At 64.3% G+C, this 17265-nt stretch carries 13 protein-coding genes; 5 read left to right on the top strand and 8 right to left on the bottom strand.

Translation table 11 applies throughout. From position 1 onward, the window contains the following. The first annotated feature begins 618 nt into the window (after positions 1–618). Positions 619–1449, top strand: coding sequence for an undecaprenyl-diphosphate phosphatase (locus BLQ74_RS21570; protein WP_090266219.1), 831 nt, complete (start codon positions 619–621; stop codon positions 1447–1449). Between the two features lie 23 nt (positions 1450–1472). Continuing rightward, entirely contained in the window at positions 1473–2165 is a 693-nt protein-coding gene (locus tag BLQ74_RS21565; protein ID WP_090266217.1) for a DUF1294 domain-containing protein, read from the top strand. A 7-nt stretch (positions 2166–2172) separates the two neighbouring features. Here BLQ74_RS21565 and BLQ74_RS21560 read toward each other — a convergent pair whose 3' ends face one another. Then, positions 2173–3078 carry a LysR substrate-binding domain-containing protein gene (locus BLQ74_RS21560; protein ID WP_090266215.1) on the bottom strand — a complete coding sequence of 302 codons (906 nt, stop codon included), beginning with the start codon at positions 3076–3078 and terminating at the stop codon, positions 2173–2175. A 124-nt stretch (positions 3079–3202) separates the two neighbouring features. Here BLQ74_RS21560 and BLQ74_RS21555 point away from each other — a divergent pair, with 124 nt between their 5' ends. Continuing rightward, on the top strand, positions 3203–3811 hold the full coding sequence (locus BLQ74_RS21555; protein WP_090266212.1) for an FMN-dependent NADH-azoreductase: 609 nt from the start codon (positions 3203–3205) through the stop codon (positions 3809–3811). A 66-nt stretch (positions 3812–3877) separates the two neighbouring features. On the opposite strand, the gene BLQ74_RS21550 is transcribed toward BLQ74_RS21555, so the two are convergent. The 7 genes from BLQ74_RS21550 to BLQ74_RS21520 form a co-directional block, all read right to left on the bottom strand. Further along, positions 3878–4924, bottom strand: a complete 1047-nt coding sequence (locus BLQ74_RS21550) for an alpha/beta hydrolase family protein (RefSeq protein WP_090266209.1) — start codon at positions 4922–4924, stop codon at positions 3878–3880. A gap of 102 nt (positions 4925–5026) precedes the next feature. Beyond that, the gene (locus tag BLQ74_RS21545; RefSeq protein WP_090266207.1) at positions 5027–6046 is read right to left on the bottom strand and encodes an alpha/beta hydrolase family protein; all 1020 of its coding nucleotides are present in this window, start codon (positions 6044–6046) and stop codon (positions 5027–5029) included. Positions 6047–6135: 89 nt separating this feature from the next. Next, on the bottom strand, positions 6136–7725 hold the full coding sequence (locus tag BLQ74_RS21540) for an ABC-F family ATPase (RefSeq protein ID WP_090266204.1): 1590 nt from the start codon (positions 7723–7725) through the stop codon (positions 6136–6138). A gap of 299 nt (positions 7726–8024) precedes the next feature. Then, complete coding sequence (locus BLQ74_RS21535; RefSeq protein ID WP_090266202.1) at positions 8025–9305, bottom strand: OprD family porin; 1281 nt, start codon at positions 9303–9305, stop codon at positions 8025–8027. Between the two features lie 263 nt (positions 9306–9568). After that, positions 9569–10756 carry an MFS transporter gene (locus BLQ74_RS21530; RefSeq protein WP_090266199.1) on the bottom strand — a complete coding sequence of 396 codons (1188 nt, stop codon included), beginning with the start codon at positions 10754–10756 and terminating at the stop codon, positions 9569–9571. A 429-nt stretch (positions 10757–11185) separates the two neighbouring features. Beyond that, positions 11186–12514 carry an OprD family porin gene (locus tag BLQ74_RS21525; protein WP_090266196.1) on the bottom strand — a complete coding sequence of 443 codons (1329 nt, stop codon included), beginning with the start codon at positions 12512–12514 and terminating at the stop codon, positions 11186–11188. 512 nt (positions 12515–13026) lie between these two features. Then, complete coding sequence (locus tag BLQ74_RS21520) at positions 13027–13641, bottom strand: hypothetical protein (RefSeq protein WP_139199100.1); 615 nt, start codon at positions 13639–13641, stop codon at positions 13027–13029. A gap of 823 nt (positions 13642–14464) precedes the next feature. On the opposite strand from BLQ74_RS21520, the gene BLQ74_RS21515 reads away from it, so the two are divergent. Together BLQ74_RS21515 and BLQ74_RS21510 are read left to right on the top strand one after the other, a co-directional pair. Continuing rightward, on the top strand, positions 14465–15415 hold the full coding sequence (locus BLQ74_RS21515) for an extracellular solute-binding protein (RefSeq protein ID WP_212633155.1): 951 nt from the start codon (positions 14465–14467) through the stop codon (positions 15413–15415). Between the two features lie 2 nt (positions 15416–15417). Further along, positions 15418–17241, top strand: a complete 1824-nt coding sequence (locus BLQ74_RS21510; protein WP_090266190.1) for a diguanylate cyclase domain-containing protein — start codon at positions 15418–15420, stop codon at positions 17239–17241. The last annotated feature ends 24 nt before the right edge of the window (positions 17242–17265 follow it).

The following is a 17265-nucleotide window of genomic DNA, read 5'->3' as shown; positions in this document are numbered from 1 at the left end:
GGCGGCAGTTCCTTTTTTGGTGCGCTGTGCCCTAAACAGCTGTACCAACCTGGAGCAGGAGCCGTGCCGTGTTTTATTTATTGTTTTAAATCAGTGATCTACATTTAATCTCTAGTGTCGTATGGACGGCTGCTGTTGCGCGGGTGAAACAACATTCAATCGATCGGCCCTGAGGAATAGGAGTGCGACGGCCTTGTTACGGTGCTTTGCGATGAGCTGTTTCAGCCCTGAAACAGAATTTCGTGAACTGGTCGATCTTCCCGTGAGCAGGGCCATTGAACGGCATCGAGGTGTAACTGCGCTGATACAAAAGTGCTTGGAAGCGGTTTTTTTGGTACGCGCGTGCACTTGATTTTCAATGGTTTGCCGTGCCAGCCAGGTCGAATAGGGGCTGCGAGCAGGAAACGTCCATGCAGGCGGTAGGCCTCGATGCGTGTCGGGCTTCTCGCCGCGAGAATTTTTCGTGACGCCCTCTGCCTTGGCAATGCAATGCAGTAGCATGCGGAACCCCTGCGGCACGAAGCCTTGCGGCATCTGCCTCGCCGGCAGCGTCCGGCGGCCACGGGCAGGGTAACTATGACAAGCGGATCGATCCGCGCTTTCGGGGGAAGAATCAATATGGAGCTATGGAGTGCCGTGCAGGCATTCGTGCTGGGCGTGGTCGAGGGACTGACGGAATTCCTGCCGGTTTCCAGCACCGGCCATCAAATCGTCGTCGCCGACCTCATGGGCTTTGTCGGGGATCGTGCCCAGGCCTTCAATATCATCATTCAGTTGGCCGCCATCCTCGCCGTCGTCTGGGAGTTCCGCGACAAGATTCGCGGCGTGCTGTGCGGCTTGCCGCGCGAACGCCGGGCGCAGAAATTCAGCCTCAATCTATTGATCGCCTTCGCTCCCGCGGTGGTGCTGGGTGTGGCGTTCTCCAAGCAGATTCACCATTACCTGTTCAACCCGATCACGGTGGCGACAGCGCTGTTGATCGGCGGACTGGTCATCCTCTGGGCGGAGAAACGCCAGCACCGCACGCACGCCGACACGGTCGACGACATGAGCTGGCGCGATGCCCTGAAGGTCGGCTGCGCGCAATGCCTGGCGCTGATCCCGGGCACCTCGCGTTCAGGCGCGACCATCATCGGTGGCTTGCTGTTCGGCCTGTCGCGCCAGGCGGCTACCGAGTTCTCCTTCTTCTTGGCAATGCCGACCATGGTCGGTGCCGCGGTGTATTCCGGCTACAAGTACCGCGAGCTGTTCCAGCCCAGCGACCTGCCGGTGTTCGCCATCGGTTTCGTCACCTCGTTCATCTTCGCCATGATTGCCGTGCGTGGGCTGCTGAAGTTCATCGCCAGTCACAGTTACGTGGTGTTCGCCTGGTATCGCATCGCCTTCGGCCTGCTGATCCTGATCACCTGGAAATTCGGCCTGATCGATTGGAGCAGTGCCGCGCCTTGAGCCGCGGTCGATGAGTTGTGAGCATGGAAAGAGACGGTGTCATCAGCCGCTGGGATGACGAAAAGGGCTTCGGCTTCATTCGTCCTCCGGCCGGCGGCGGGGAATTCTTCCTGCACATTTCGGCGTTTCGCGGGGATCGCCGGCCGCTGGAGGGCGACGCGGTGCGTTTCGTCGCCGGGACGGATCGTCAAGGACGCCCGCGTGCCGAACACGCGCGCCTGGCCGGGCTGGCCATCGATCTGCCACCGATCAGGCAGAAGCCGCCGGCGCCGGCCACCCGGGCCAAGGCGCGCAGCGGCCGGGAATTCGTCGAGGCAAGGCGCCCGCGGAGCATGCCCGCCGCGCTGGCGCTGCTGGCGGCTCTGCTGCTGTTGCCGCTGGCCGGCGCATGGTCCTGGCTGCATGACGGGCATCCGGGAGGGTGGCTGCTGGCCTATCCCGGCTTCAGCCTGATCGCATTCTTCGCCTACTGGCGCGACAAGCGCAGCGCCGAACGCGGTGCGTGGCGAACGCCAGAGCAGAGCCTGCACCTGTTCGAGCTGCTCGGCGGCTGGCCGGGCGCTTTCCTTGCCCAGCGGCTGTTCCGCCACAAGACCCGCAAACTCAGTTTCCTGTTGCCATTCTGGGGCATCGTGCTGCTGCACCAGGCATTCTGGCTCGACCACCTGGGCGGCGGCTTCCTGTTTGCCGCGCTGGCGCGTCAGTTGGGCGGCTGAGCCGGCCTTAAAGCAGGCCTTGGCTGCGCGCGAAGGCTTCCGCCAGGTAGTCGATCAGCGCCCTCACCGCCGGCAGCAGGCCACGCCGGTGCGTGTACACCGCCTGGAGGAACGCCGCCGGCTCCTGCCAGTCCGGCAGCACTTGTTGCAGGCGGCCGTTCTGCAGTTCCTCGGCGCAGTAATAAAGGGGCAGGGTGGTGATCCCCAGGCCGGCCAGGGCCACGGTCTTGCGCAGGTTGAAGTCCTCCGCGGCCAGTCGCGCTTCCAGTGCGATCTCACGGACCTGGCCTTGCGGGCCGTGCAGGAGGAAGTGCACCTTGCGGTCGTTGCCGATGGCACCGAGCACGGGCAGGCTGGCGAGGTCCTCGGGGTCCTTCAGCACCCGGCCCCGCAGCAATTCGGGCGCGGCAACCAGGACCACCCCCGCGGGGCGCAACCGCCGGCTGATCAGCGACGGGTCTTCGTCGCCCTCTGCGCGCACGCGCAGCGCGACATCCACGCCTTCGTTGAGCAGATCGACGCGCCTGTTGGTCAGCAGCAGTTCGAGGTTCACCTGCGGGTAGCTGGCCAGGAAGCCCGGCAGCATCTCGTTGAGCGAGGTTTCCGCCAGGGCTACCGGGCACGACAGGCGCACCCGCCCGCGAGGCTCGGCGCTTAGGCGGGCGGCGACTTCGTCGGCCATCTCCGCTTCCACCAGCATCGCCTGGCAATGCCGGTAGTAGCGTTCGCCGATGTCGGTCAGCGCCAGCTTGCGCGTGGTGCGTTGCAGCAGACGCACGTTCAAGCGCGCCTCCAGCTCGGCGACGCGCCGCGACAGGCGCGACTTCGGTAGCCCCAGTTCGCGTCCGGCGGCGGCGAAACCGCCGGCCTCGACCACCTTGGCGAAATAGTAGAGATCGTTGAGGTCTTGCATGATTGTCCTGCCAGTGGGACGAATCATCGCATTTTCGCTTACTTATCCATAATTGCCTACGTCGGTAGCATCCATACCACTGTCGATCAACGACCACCCACCGCACATTCACGTGGAGCACCGCATGAAACTTCTGCACATCGATTCCAGCATCCTCGGCGAAGCCTCCGCCTCCCGTCAGCTCAGCCAGGAAGTGGTCCAGGCCTGGCGCGCCGCCGAGCCGGGCGTCCAAGTCACCTATCGCGACCTCGCCGCCGATGCCATCAGCCACCTGTCCTCGGCCAGCCTGGTTGCCGCTAATACTCCGGCCGAGCTGCGTGACGCCGCGCAGAAACACGAAGCCGCCCTGGGGGAAAGCAGCATCGAGGAGTTCCTCGCGGCGGACGCCATCGTCATCGGCGCGCCCATGTACAACTTCAGCGTGCCCAGCCAGCTCAAGGCCTGGATCGACCGCATCGCCGTGGCCGGCAAGACCTTCCGCTACACCGAAAAAGGTCCGGAAGGCCTGGCCGGTGGCAAGAAGGTGATCATCGTTTCCAGCGCCGGTGGCATCCACGCCGGCCAACCCAGTGGCGCCGCCCACGAGGACTACCTGAAGCTGGTCCTCGGCTTCCTCGGCATCAGCGATATCGAAGTGGTTCGCGCCCAGGGCCTGGCCTACGGTGACGAGCCGCGCCAGCAGGCGCTCAGCGCCGCGCGTCAGCAGATCGCCGAGACCTTCGCCAAGGCCTGAGGCCTGCACCGAAGGTGAAAAAAAGCCCCGGCATGCCGGGGCTTTTTCATTGTCGCTGGGCTGCCTTCAGCGCAGCATCGCTTGCAGGTTGGGCGCCTTCAGTTGGTCGTTGAAGAAGCGCGTGGCGTCGGTGATCAGGTCGCGGTGGATGGCCTGCCGGTCGACTCCGGCGGCGTCGTTGCACAGGCCCGGCGTGGCCTGGGTCTCAGCGTCGCTGCACGGCGCCATGAAGACGAAGTGGCCGGCGCCACTGAGCAGATGGAAGTCTGGAATGTGCGGCAGCAGGCGGGCGAGGGAGGCAGCGTTGCGGGTCCAGTCCAGCACCTGGTCGTTGTCGCCGCTGTAGAGCAGCACCGGCACATCGACCTTGGCCAGTTCGTGGCTGCCGAACATCAGTCCCAGCGGCGCCAGGAGCATCACCGCGCCCACGCGAGGATCGGACATGGCGGTGAGGTCGCTGCGGTCGGCCTGCAGTTCGCCATGGCTGCTGCAGGCGTCGAGATCGTCGGGGCGTTCCGCACAGTAATACCGCAGGCGATCGAGGCGCGGCTGGGCGCCGGCCAGGATCAGCGCGGTCTCGCCGCCGGCGGAATAGCCGATGACGCCGATCCGCTGGGGATCGAGCATGGGGGCCAGGCGCTTGTCGAGCAGGGCCGCATTGATGGCTTCGGAGACCTGCAGCGGTCGCCCGTAGAGGTTGCTCAGCGCGCCCAGGCGGCTCTGGTCGTGCAGATTGTCGCCAGGATGCACCAGGGTCACTACCACGAAGCCGCGCTGGGCCAGCGCCAGTACCAGGTCGCGCAAGGCTAGCGGGGTGCCGCCGTTGCCGTGGGAGAGCAGCAGCAGCGGATGATGCCCGGCGACCGCCGGGGCCTCCTCGGCCAGGGGCAGGGTGAAGATGCCGATGGTGGTCGGTCGCGCCGCCGCCCGCGTCGGATAGAAGGCGATGGCCCGCATCGGCCGGTTATCCAGGGGGTCGGTCAGCTCCAGGCGATGGAAGCCGACGTTCAACTCCTGCGCGGCCTGGGTCGCGAGTGAGAAAATCAGTAGCAACACGAAGCAGACGAAACGCCCCAACTTGGTGCCCTCCTTCCTGAACGCAGCCTCTGCCATCAGGCTCCGGCCCTGATTTCTCCGCGCGGCCGGCGCCTCCCGGGGTACTTCCTTGCATAGTGCGCGCCAGCTTTTCCCTGTTGCCGGCGGCGCGGCGCGCGCTCAGCGCCAGGAAGCCTGCAGCGGATTGACGCGCAACTGGCTGGCGAAGAAGCGCGCGGCCTCGCCATTGAGGCTGCGGTGGATGGCCTGGCGGTCGACGCCGATGGCGTCTTCGCACAATTCCGGCGTTTCAGCGTCTTCGTCGGCGGAACAGGGCGTCATGAACACGAAGTGTCCGGCGCCTTGCAGCACGTGGTATTCGGGCTGGCGCGGCAGCTTGCGCAGCAGGGCGCTGGCATTGCGGGCGGGGTCCAGTACCTGGTCGCGGTCGCCGGTGTAGAGCATCACCGGCACGGTCACCGCGGCGAGATCGTCGTTGCCGAACATCAGGCTCAAGGGCGCGAGCAGCAGCAGAGCGCCCACCCGTGGATCGGCGCGTGGCGCCAGGTCGGGACGGTCGGCGCGCAGTTCGCCATTGGCGCTGCAGGCGTCTTCGTCGTCGGGTCGCTCGCGGCAATATTTGCGCAGGCGCTCCGGGCGCGGCCGGGCGCCGGCGAGGATGAGCGCGGTTTCGCCGCCGGCGGAGTAACCGATCACGCCAATGCGCTGGGCGTCGATCAAATCGCTCAGGTGCGGGTCGGCCAGTGCCGCGCTGATGCTGGCGGAGACTTGCAGGGGCCGGCCGTAGAGATTGCTCAGCGCCCCCTGGCGGCTCTGGTCGCTGGGGTTGTCGCCCGGATGCAGCAGGCCGATGACGACGAAGCCATTGCGCGCCAGGGACAGCAGCAAGTCCCGGTGCGCCAGCGGGTTGCCGCTGTTGCCATGGGAGATCGCCAGGAGCGGGAAACGGCCTTTGGCCGCTGGCGCGTTGACGGCGACGTTCAGGCGGTACTCGCCGATCGCGGTCGGCCGGCTCCGGGCCAGGGTCGGGTAGAAGGCCACGGCGGGAATTCGCTGGCCGCTCAGCGGATCGCGCACGTCCAGACGCTGGGCGCCAGCGTTCCAGGGGTGCGGCGACGCGGCGTGGGCCGCCGCGCAGAACACCAGGAGCAGGAAAAGCCCGAACGGGACACGCGCCATGCTATCCGCCTCGTTGCCGGGAATCCGGGCCGGCGCGTGCCGGCCCGACTGTTCCTAACAGCCTAGGCGGGAATCGCTGCGCCGGTAGGTCAGACGATCACGCCCTGGCTACGCAGGTAGTCGTCATAGCTGCCGCTGAAGTCGGTCACGCCGTTTTCGCTCAGTTCGATGATGCGGGTCGCCAGGGAGGAGACGAACTCGCGGTCGTGGCTGACGAAGATCAGCGTGCCCGGGTAGTTTTCCAGCGCCAGGTTGAGCGCCTCGATGGATTCCATGTCGAGGTGGTTGGTCGGCTCGTCCATCACCAGCACGTTGGGCTTCTTCAGGATCAGCCGGCCGAACAGCATGCGGCCCTGCTCGCCACCGGAGATGACCTTCACCGACTTCTGGATGTCGTCGTTGGAGAACAGCATGCGCCCGAGGGTGCCGCGCACCAGTTGCTCGCCACCCTGGGTCCACTGGGCCATCCAGTCGAACAGGTTCATATCGTCGGCGAAGTCGTCGGCATGGTCTTGGGCGAAGTAGCCGATGTCGGCGCTGTCGGTCCACTTCACCTCGCCGGCGATGGGCGCCATGTCACCGACCAGGGTGCGCAGCAGGGTGGTCTTGCCGATGCCGTTGGGGCCGATGATGGCGATACGCTCGCCGGCCTCGACCTGCAGGCTCAGGCCCTTGAACAGCGGCACGCCGTCGAAGCCCTGGCTGACGTTCTCCAGGGTCACCGCCTGGCGATGCAGCTTCTTGTACTGCTCGAAGCGGATGAACGGGCTGACACGGCTGGACGGCTTGACCTCTTCCAACTGGATCTTGTCGATCTGGCGGGCGCGGCTGGTGGCCTGCTTGGCCTTGGAGGCGTTGGCCGAGAAGCGACTGACGAAGGTCTGCAGTTCGGCGATCTGCGCTTTCTTCTTGGCGTTGTCCGACAGCAGGCGCTCGCGGGCCTGGGTGGCCGCGGTCATGTATTCGTCGTAGTTGCCGGGGAACAGGCGCAGCTCGCCGTAGTCCAGGTCGGCCATGTGGGTGCAGACGCTGTTCAGGAAGTGGCGGTCGTGGGAAATGATGATCATGGTGCTGTTACGCGCGGTCAGCACGCTTTCCAGCCAGCGGATGGTGTTGATATCCAGGTGGTTGGTCGGTTCGTCGAGCAGCAGCAGGTCGGGATCGGAAAACAGCGCCTGGGCCAGCAGCACGCGCAGTTTCCAGCCCGGCGCGACGGCGCTCATCGGACCGAAATGCTGTTCCAGCGGAATGCCCAGACCGAGCAGCAGCTCGCCGGCGCGGGATTCGGCGGTGTAGCCGTCGAATTCGGCGAACTGCACCTCCAGCTCGGCCACCGCCATGCCGTCTTCCTCGCTCATTTCCGGCAGCGAGTAGATGCGGTCGCGCTCGGCCTTGACCTGCCACAGCTCCTCATGACCCATGATCACGGTGTCGATCACCGAGAAGTCTTCGTAGGCGAACTGGTCCTGGCGCAGCTTGCCCAGGCGCACGTCGTTCTCGAGCATCACCTGGCCGCCGCTCGGCTCGAGATCGCCGCCGAGAATCTTCATGAAGGTGGACTTGCCGCAGCCGTTGGCGCCGATCAGGCCGTAGCGGTTGCCGTTGCCGAATTTGACGGAGACGTTTTCGAACAGGGGCTTGGCCCCGAACTGCATGGTGATGTTAGCGGTGGAGATCAAGGCATTACCTATGAAGCTGATGGCGTGCCAGCGCCGCCGAATGAAAGAGGGCGGTGGCGGGCATTGCGGTCGGGTATGGGTCGGGAGTGACAGCTGTATCGGCGCGCTATGGCCGCATTGCTGTGACATGAAAGCGGGGGCATACCGGGCGAAGCGCGTATTGTCGCACAGCTGGGCCCTGGCGTGCAGCGCCGTCCGGTCCGTCGCTGGCCGTGGGCTGCGCAAAGGCCGGCGCAATGCAAAACGCCCCGTGGCATGGGCCACGGGGCGTTTCTTGTCGCTAGGCGAGAAAACCCGGATCAGAAGACGTTGAGCGGGTACTCGACGAAGGCGCGGAATTCGTTGCCCTCGCTGTTGTAGGAGCGGGCGTCGCTGGACACGCGCAGCCAGGAACCGCGCAGCTTGAACGACAGGTTCTTGGCCGGGCCGCTCTGTACCACGTACTTGAGCTGGTTGAAGATTTCCCGCTCGTGGCCGTTGCCGGTCTCTTCGGTCTTGATGTTGTCGCCGTAGACGTAGGCGACCTGGTAGGTCAGGCCGGGCACGCCGTACTCGGAGAAGTCCAGCGCGTAGCTGGCCTGCCAGGAGCGCTCGTCTTCGCCGTTGAAGTCCGACCAGTAGGAGTTGGCCAGCCAGATGGTGGTGCCGCCGTCGCCGATCCAGTGGCCGCTCTGGTAGCCGCCGTAGAGGTAGCCGGTGTCGCCGGTGTTGCGCTGGTGGGCGAGCATCACCGAGTGCGGGCCGAAGGCGTAAGTGGCCGCCAGGCTCCAGATGGTGTTGTCGCGGTTGCCGCCATTGTTGTCGTCGGCCCAGTCCTTGTTCAGCTTGGTCTTGTAGCCGTTGAAGTCGAAGGTCAGCGACTGCTTGTCCTGCAGCGGCAGCACATAGTTGAGGTTCATGTACTCCTTGCGGGCCACGTCCTTGTTGTCCGAGGCGTAGAGCGCGCCGCTGAAGTTGTCGGTGAACTTATAGCTACCGCCATACACGTCGATGCGCTTCAGGCCGCCGCTGTCATGGCCGGTGGCGCTTTTCTGGACTTCTTCGGTGAAGCGGCCGACGTTCAGTTCCAGGCCCTGGATTTCCTTGGAGGTGATCAGGGTGCCGGTGTAGCTCTCCGGCAGCAGGCGCGAGTTGTCGTAGCTCAGCACTGGCAGGCTGGGCATCTGGTCGCCGTACTTGATCACGGTGTTGGAGAAGCGCGCCTTGAGCGCACCACCGAGGCGCGACAGGTCTTCGGCCGGATTGCCGTTGCCGTCTTTCTTGAAGAAGTCGATCCCCGGAGCGCCGGCGCGGTCGCCGTTCTTGTCGAGGTTGAGGGCATAGAGACCGAAGGTGTCGACGCCGAAGCCGACGGTGCCCTGGGTGAAACCGGAGGTGAAGGTGGCGCTGGCGGCCTGGCCCCACTCGGACTTGTCCTGTTTGCCCTGCTTGTAGTCGCGGTACATGTAGCCGTTACGGAAGAACAGATCCAGGTGGCTGTCTTCGACGAATCCTTTGGCATCGGCCTGGCCGTCGGCCATGGCTTGGCTGCTGGCAGCGAGAATGCCCAATGCGAGCAAACTGATCCGTTTGTTGATCATCTTGTTGTGTCCTGATTGCAGTCTGTATCGCGGCGCCCCTGGCGAATGGCAAAGCGGCCCGTGCCGATCGCTCCGTATCGGGACAGGCTACGCCGGGGGCCGGCGTGTTATTGGAGAGTCTCGAGGCCCCTCACAGGCCTCGGCGCGGCGCGATAATAGCAGAGTGCGCGGAAAATCCAGGCACTCTGCCGCGTCCGTAGCTGCTTTGTAAGGTATTCGGCTGTTTCACACGGAAAAGCCCTGCTGTTTCTGAGCCGATGTCCTCAGCCGCGACTGCGGCGGTACAGCCAGACGCTCAGGCTCAGGCCAGCCAGCGCGGCAACGCAGGCGAAGAGGAAGATCGAGCCGAAGCCATAGCCGCCTGCGATGGCGCCAGCCAGCGGGCCGGTGATGCCCAGCGACAGGTCGATGAACAGCGAGTAGGCGCCCAGGGCGGCGCCGCGGCTGGACGCCGGCGCCAGCTTGACCGCTTCCACGCCCAGCGCCGGGAATACCAGAGAAAAACCGAATCCGCTGAGCGCCGCGCCCGCCAGCGCCGACCAGGGCCCCGGCGCCAGCCACAGGAGCAACAGGCCGAGGCTTTCCACCAGCAGGCAGACGATCGCCACCGGAAAGCCGCCATGGCGATTGATGGCATGGGCGAACAGCAGGCGCGCGCCGATGAAGCAACCGCCGAAAGCGCTCAGGCAGTAGACCGCGCCGGCCCAGCCACGGCTGCCGTAATACAGGGTGATGAAGGTGGCGATGCAACCGAAGCCGATGCCGCCCAGGGCCAGGCCGCTGCCGTGCGCTGCGACGCGGCCGAGCACATGATGGAAGGGGAGGCGCTCGCCGGGCTGCACATCCTTGGCGCGGCGTGGCCAGGCCAGGGCGAAACCGAGCAGCGCCAGCAGTAGGACGCTCAAGCCCATGCTGGCCAGGCCGAAGTGCTGCACCAGCAGCACGCCCAGGGGTGCGCCGACAGCCAGCGCGCCGTAGCTGGCGATGCCGTTCCAGGAAATCACCTTGGCGGTGTGCAGCATGCCGACGCGGTCGATGCCCCAGGTGATCGAGCCGGTGCCGACCAGGCTTTCCGCGGTGCCGAGGATCATTCGTCCAAGCAGCAGGCTGCCCAGGCTGAGCGCCGGCAGTCCCTGCAGCATCACCGAGAGCAGCATGCAGAGGCCGCTGGCCGCGCAGCCGGCCATGCCATAGAGCACCGCGCGCTTGGGGCCGAGGGTGTCGATCACCGTTCCGGCGTAGGGGCGGGTGAGCAGGGTGGCGAGGTATTGCACGCTGATGACCAGTCCGGCCAGCACCGAGCCGAAGCCCAGGTCGTGATGCACGTAGCCAGGCAGCACCGCGAGCGGGATGCCGATGGTCAGGTAGGCGAGAAAGGTGAAGAGCACCACCGACACCACTTCCAGGGTGACGGCGGCATTCGAGGGGGCTGCGGCGGTATCGACGGACATGGCGGGGCAGGTGACGACTGGAGAGCGGGCGGTGATGATGAACCGCTGCTGTCTTGTAGGAAAGCTAGCTAACGAACTACCTGGCCGTCGATCGACCTGGCGAACGGGGCCAGGGCTGGCGAGCGCTCCCGTCGTCGGGCTCGTGTGCATGCGGCGGGCTATCTGCCGTGGCGCCGGCGGCAAAAAAGAAGCCGCTCGAGCGAGCGGCTTGAAAGGACGTTGAAAGGAGCAATCACAAAGATCAACGTCAGGAGCCGATAGGCAGCTGCCGGCAGGTCGGGCTGGCGATGAGCGGGACAGTGGCGAGGTGCTGGCAGGCTGGCTGGCGTCCGGGGTGCGCTCGCCGTCGTGGGCGGCTGCACCCCGTCGCCGGGGAGACGGCTGGAACCTCCGAAGGGCAGGGCCCCGCGGCGGTTCCGGGTGCTGCGGTTACAGGATCGACAGCGGGTAGTCGATGATCAGGCGGGTTTCGGCGAGATCGCCTTCGGCCTGGTCGGCGTTGCCGCTGTGGAAGGCCTGACGCAGGCGGAAGGACAGGTCCTTGGCCGGGCCGGACTGCATCACGTACTTGGCTTCGATATCGGTTTCGTGGTGGCTGCCGTCGCTACCGTAGCCGTAGTTGCGGTAGGGGCTGTCGGCGGCCATGTGGTCGCCATTGATGTTGGTGCCGTTGAGGTAACGGGCCATGAAGGTCAGCCCCGGAACACCGTAGCTCTCCATCGCCAGGTCGTAGCGTGCCTGCCAGGAGCGCTCGCCCGGGCCGTTGAAGTCGGAGTACTGCACGGAGTTGGCGAGGAAGATCGAGTCGCCGATCGCGCCCGAACGGTTGTCGCCGAAGCCGACGTAGTCGAACGGGGTGTCGCCCTGGACCTTCTGCACGGCCAGGGTCACGGTGTGCGCGGTGAGGAAGGAGTAGGCGGTGGCGAACGACCAGGTGGTGTTGTCGATCCGTCCGGCCTTGGCCGCGCCGTAGTCGTTGGTGCGGTAGATGTTGAAGTCGAAGCCCAACGACTGCTTATCGCTCAGCGGCAACTGGTAGTTGGCGTTGCCGTAGTACTGGCGCCAGACGTCCTGGAACTCGGAGCCGTACAGCGACACGCTCATGTTCGGAGCGATGGCGTACTTGCCGCCGACGAAGTCGACGCTGTCGGTCTCGACGTTGGCATAGCTGGCGAACAGCCCGCCGTGGGAACTGGTGGTCACCGAGCTGGTGCCGGCGGTGAAGTGGCCCGCTTCCAGGTCCAGGTCCTTCACTTCGCTGCTCATCAGCGAGAAGCCCTTGGCGGTCTGCGGCATCATGCGGGTGCCGCCGGCGGCGAACACCGGGGCCACCGGTTGCATGTCGCCGAATTTCAGCTCGGTCTTGGAGATGCGTACCTTCAGCGCGCCGCCGGCCTTGCCGAAGTTGTCTTGCGGGTTGCCATTACGGTCCACCGGCAGGTTGCCGGTGCCAGCGGTGCCCGCGCCGCCGTCCAGTTTCACGCCCAGATAGCCGTAGGCGTCGACGCCGAAGCCGACGGTGCCCTGGGTGAAGCCGGAGTTGTAGGTGGCGAAGAAGCCCTGTGTCCAGTCGCGACGGTCGCTGCCGCCGTTCTTGCCATCGGAGTTGTAGTAGAAGTTGCGCAGGAGCAGGTCCAGATGGCTGTCTTCAAGGAAACCCTTGGCGTCGGCCTGGTCGCTGACGAAGGCGTCGGCGTATGCCAGTTGCGTAGCGGCGGAAACGGCGAGCACGAGCGTGCTGCGTTTTAGGTACTTCATGGAGTTGCTCCTTTGGTCTTGGCGTACTGGCCGGTAACTGCGTGATGGCCAGGATTCTTATAGGCAGGAACAGCGTTCGGACACGCCCGGGAGAGCGCGTCGAAAATCGCGGAAAGTTGCGTTGGCAATGCTTGCGATGGGCGCCTTCTGAATAGTTTTTCCTGCAGGTGAAAGCGCCCTTTCATAATGCCGGAGACCTTATCGAAGTTAATCTCACTCCATGAAAATGACTGTTGACTCTCAGCTAACAATCGCGAAATTCGACGAATAAGCAGGGATAAGTCGGAATATCTGGCTGAGAAGGCGTGATTTCGAGTTTGCCTTCGGCGGCTTCGGGGTGGTTTTTGCGCTCATTCAAGCGCCTGAACGTGCGCAATGTCGGTGCCGGCCGTCGGTTGGCCGGGCGATTTCGAGCGCGCTAGAGCGGCTGGTCGGGGCAGGGGCGGAGCTGTTCAGCGGCACTCCCGGACGCCTGTCGCGCCGTTCCGGGAGTGTCTTTTACCGGGGAGGAATTATCGGCTGGCAACCTTATAGGTATCGGGATCGATGGTCGCGCCATGCTGCATGGCTTGCAGGTGACGGTCGATCTGCACACCGCTGCCCTCGCGGAAGAGTCCCGGTGTGTAGTCGCGGGTGCAGTTGAGGTTGTCTTTGGCGCAGAGGCGCGAAGCGATGATGAAGACGCCATCCAAGTTGGTCGTCGCGCCGACCAGATCACCTTTGCCGGAGAACAGCGAAGAAAGGAAGGACGGGTAGTGGATCTGCTCCATCAGGTTCTTCGGCACCAGCGCCATGGTATTGAGGGTGTAGAGTCCGGCCCGGAAGAAGTCCACGGAAACCACGCCGCCGATGTTGTCGAAGAACTCCTGGCGGCTGAGAAAGATCGCCCGTCGATGATCTTGCCGCTGGGTTGTCAGGCCGCTCAAGTAATCGCTATAGCCGCGCGCTTTCTCTTCCTCGGTGTCGAATCGCGTCAGTACGCCGACATGCCCGACCAGCAAGACCCGCTCGACATACTTGGGCGCCACCTGGTAGCGCGGCTCGTTCAATTCGCGGCGATAGACCTGTAGTCCGCCATCGTTGGTGATCATCCCCTTCTGATCCAGCAAACCGTCCCGCGTGGTCATGCAGCCACTCAGGGCGCAGAGAAGAAGTGAAGCCGATACGATCCTTTTCATTTCTCGATCCACCATTGAATTGGCCTGAACGGTATGTCCGGGCATATCCGATTTCCAAAATGCTGTTTCTTGGAGTCTTGCAACGGATTCTAAATCGAGGGTTTTTATCGTCTATTCGAGTTGCCTCTTTTTAAGAAGGCTTCTAAGGGGGAGAGCAAAGCGTTCTGTTTACCGAGTGCCTGAGGTGTTTGTGAGAAAGTTGCTGATCCATTGTTGAAATATCTATATGGCGAGTGAATCGGCAACTTGATCGAACCGGATACCCGCGCCTCTGTCCGCTAGGGTGTCGAAAACAGATCGAGGAGGGCGTAGCCCATGCGCCGCCAGACTCAATGCCCGGGCGCCGTCCTGCGGGGGCGGCCGGCGCCGAGCGGATGCCAGGTTGCTGCGGTTTTTCTGGGACGAATGTTCCGTTTACAGGCATCGCCTTGCGGGTATTGATCACACGCGTTCTTCGCAGTTGGTCAGCCAGACCATCGGGCGGTGACCGGGTTACTTGCATAACTTATTGATAATGTCATGCTTTCCCCTTAATCCATGGCAGAGAGTTGCGGTGGATTTTTCCAGCACTGGGGAAGCTGGCATCGGCGCAGCAGAGAAAACTTGATCGAAACGTCGGATTTCAATTCGCGCAAAGGTCGAAAAGGTTCGATTCTTGGGGTTTATTAAAGGTCGGGGATGTATGCGCAGATTTTGTTTCCTGCTGATTTTTCATGCCTTTTTCAGTTTGGTCGGACTGCCGGCGTTCGCCGCACAAGAGAATGTCCTGCATGTGTTGGCCTGGCCCGGCTATGCCGACGACGATGTGGTCAAGTCCTTCGAAGAGCAATACCAGGCCAAGGTGGTTGTCACCTTCGTCGATTCCGACGAATCGCTCTGGGATCGGATGCATGCCGAGAACGGCAGCCTGTTCGATGTGGTGGCGGCGAATACCGCCGAAATCCAGCGTTATGTGCAGGAGCGCCTGCTGCAACCCCTCGATCCGGCGGCGCTGCCCAATACCCAGAAGCAACTGCCGCGTTTTCGCGATCTGTCCTCGATCAGCGGGCTGGTCCAGGAGGACAAGGTCTATGCCATCCCCTTCACGTATTCGGCGATGGGCCTGATCTATGACCGCCGCCAGGTGCCGGTCCCGCCGCGTTCGATGAGCGAGCTGTGGAATCCGCGCTACCAGGGCAAGGTGCTGGCCTTCAACAGTGCCCAGCACAATTTCTCCTTCACCGCGCTGACCCTGGGATTCCGCGATCCCTTCCGGCTCAGTGCGGACGAGATGCGCGCCACGGCGAACAAGCTGGTGGCCCTGCGGCGTAATCTGCTGGCCTATTACAGTCTCCCGGAGGAGGCAACCGACTTGTTCATCCGCCATCGCGCCGCCTTGCTCTTCGCCAACTACGGCACCCAGCAACTCACCCAGTTGCGCCAGGCCGGCGCCGATATCGGCTACGTGATTCCCGATGAAGGCGCGATCGCCTGGCTGGATTGCTGGGCGATGACCCGCGCCGCCAAGAACCGCGACCTGGCCCATGCCTGGATCAACTACATGCTGGAGCCCGCCATCGGCAAGCTGCTCAGCGAGCGGCAGGGGCTGGCCAATACCCAGGTCGCGCCGAGTGAGCTTTCCGACAAGACGCGCCTGATCTGGCTGCAGCCGGTGGAGGACGTCGCGCGGCGCGAAGCGCTGTGGAGCCGGATCGTCTCGGGCGAGCGCGGGGAGCCATTCTAGCCATGCGCATGGGTCTCACCGCCAAGCTCACCACCCTGCTGGCCTGCATCGGTATCCTGTCTTCCGGGGTGACCGGCTATTACTCCTATTCCGCCAACCAGAACCTGCTGGTCAATGAAGCGGAATCCAACCTGCTGACCTCCACCGAGTTGCTCAGCCAGCGATTCTCCTCGCTGCTGCTGGATATTTCCGCCGACGCGCTGACGATTGGCAGCCTGCCCTCGGCGCCGATGCTGGTCGGTCTCGGCGAAGGCCCCGAGTATCAGGCGGCGAGGGCGCGCCTGGCGGGCGTCTTCGCCACCTTCATGCGCTTGCACCCGCAGTACTCGCAGATGCGCCTGATCAGTCGCCAGGCCCATGGCCTGGAATTGATCCGCTTCGATCGCGACGGTGAGGCGATCGTCCAGGTCGAGGGCGACAAATTGCAGGAGAAGGGGCATTTTCCCTATGTCTTCGAGACCCTCGAACTGGCGCCTGGACACGTCTACATCTCGCCCATCACGGTGAACCACGAGCAGGGCGCGCACTCCGCCGAAGGCGCGCCGTCGCTGCGCCTCGCCACCGCGGTGCTGGGCGCCAACGGCGAGGCGCTGGGGGTGGCGGTGATCAACGTCGATCTGCGCAAGTTCCTCGAAACCCTCAAGGCCGACCTGCCAGCGCGCTACCAGATGTACCTGACCAACCAGTGGGGCGACTTCCTGGTCCACCCGGATGCGTCGAAGACCTTCGCCTTCGACAAGGGCCAGCGCATCCTCATCCAGGACAGCTTCGCCCAGACCAAGTCGCTGTTCAACGACACCACCCCCAGTGTGCTGGTCAACGGGCTGGACGACCCACAACGCGCCGACGGCAAGATCATGGCTTTCGTCCGCAAGTCCTTCGGCCCGCCGGAAAACCGCCAGTTCGTGGTCGTCGGCCTGGCCCGCCCGCTGCAAGATGTTTTGGGCAGCGGCAAGACCCTGGGGCATAGCATCATCCAGATGGTGCTGGTGTTCAGCCTGCTGGCCATCGCCCTAGCCATCCTGTTCTCCCGCGCGTTGACCCATCCGCTGCAGATGCTCATCCACGCCGCCAGGCGCTTCCAGACCGGACACACCCTCGACGAGGCGTTGCCGGTCGAGCGCGAGGATGAGATCGGCGTGCTGGCGCGCGGTTTCGACCAGATGCGCAAGGAACTCAAGTCGCACCTCGAAGTGATGGGCCGCACCCAGCAGGAACTGCGGCACCTGGCCAACCATGACTCGCTGACCGGGCTGCCGAACCGTATGCAGTTCTTCCAGCAGATGGAGCAGGCCATCGCCGAGACGGCGGGGACGCACCAGCAACTGGCGGTCCTCTTCATCGACCTCGATCACTTCAAGAGCATCAACGACCAGATGGGCCATGCGGTGGGCGACGAAGTGCTGATGGTGGTGGCCAGCCGCTTGCGCCGGGCGGTGCGTAGCGACGACATAGTGGCGCGCCTGGGCGGCGATGAGTTCGTCGTGCTGATCCGCGGCGCCGGCATCGCGCCGATTGCCTCCAGCGTCACCCGCAAGATCCTCGGCGCGCTGAATGAGCGGGTCACGCTGAATGGCGCGGTGTTGCAGATCGGCGCCAGTGTCGGCATCAGCCTCTACCCCGAGGATGGCGTGACCGCGGAAGACCTGATCCTGCGCGCGGACAGCGCCATGTACAAAGCCAAGGTCAACGGCCGCCGCACCTTCGCCAGCCACCAGGCCGGCGTGCTGGAAATCGAAAAGCACCAGCCCGGCCCGTCGGCGGAGGGCACCCTCGGCGCGGCTGAGCGCGCCAATGCCGGCGCGGAGGATGATATCGAGCGCTGAGGTAGATGCCGGAGCGCCGGTGGC

It is taken from the genome of Pseudomonas panipatensis (assembly GCF_900099785.1).
Classification (GTDB): domain Bacteria; phylum Pseudomonadota; class Gammaproteobacteria; order Pseudomonadales; family Pseudomonadaceae; genus Pseudomonas; species Pseudomonas panipatensis.
The sequence above is the reverse complement of the archived record's forward strand: the minus strand, read 5'-3'. Positions and strand labels throughout refer to the sequence as shown.

Bases quoted from the DNA above. Each gene is read 5' to 3' on its own strand.
- BLQ74_RS21570 (WP_090266219.1), top strand. From the start codon at position 619: ATGGAGCTATGGAGTGCCGTGCAGGCATTCGTGCTGGGCGTGGTCGAG.
- BLQ74_RS21565 (WP_090266217.1), top strand. From the start codon at position 1,473: ATGGAAAGAGACGGTGTCATCAGCCGCTGGGATGACGAAAAGGGCTTC.
- BLQ74_RS21560 (WP_090266215.1), bottom strand. From the start codon at position 3,078: ATGCAAGACCTCAACGATCTCTACTATTTCGCCAAGGTGGTCGAGGCC.
- BLQ74_RS21555 (WP_090266212.1), top strand. From the start codon at position 3,203: ATGAAACTTCTGCACATCGATTCCAGCATCCTCGGCGAAGCCTCCGCC.
- BLQ74_RS21550 (WP_090266209.1), bottom strand. From the start codon at position 4,924: ATGGCAGAGGCTGCGTTCAGGAAGGAGGGCACCAAGTTGGGGCGTTTC.
- BLQ74_RS21545 (WP_090266207.1), bottom strand. From the start codon at position 6,046: ATGGCGCGTGTCCCGTTCGGGCTTTTCCTGCTCCTGGTGTTCTGCGCG.
- BLQ74_RS21535 (WP_090266202.1), bottom strand. From the start codon at position 9,305: ATGATCAACAAACGGATCAGTTTGCTCGCATTGGGCATTCTCGCTGCC.
- BLQ74_RS21530 (WP_090266199.1), bottom strand. From the start codon at position 10,756: ATGTCCGTCGATACCGCCGCAGCCCCCTCGAATGCCGCCGTCACCCTG.
- BLQ74_RS21525 (WP_090266196.1), bottom strand. From the start codon at position 12,514: ATGAAGTACCTAAAACGCAGCACGCTCGTGCTCGCCGTTTCCGCCGCT.
- BLQ74_RS21520 (WP_139199100.1), bottom strand. From the start codon at position 13,641: ATGACCACGCGGGACGGTTTGCTGGATCAGAAGGGGATGATCACCAAC.
- BLQ74_RS21510 (WP_090266190.1), top strand. From the start codon at position 15,418: ATGCGCATGGGTCTCACCGCCAAGCTCACCACCCTGCTGGCCTGCATC.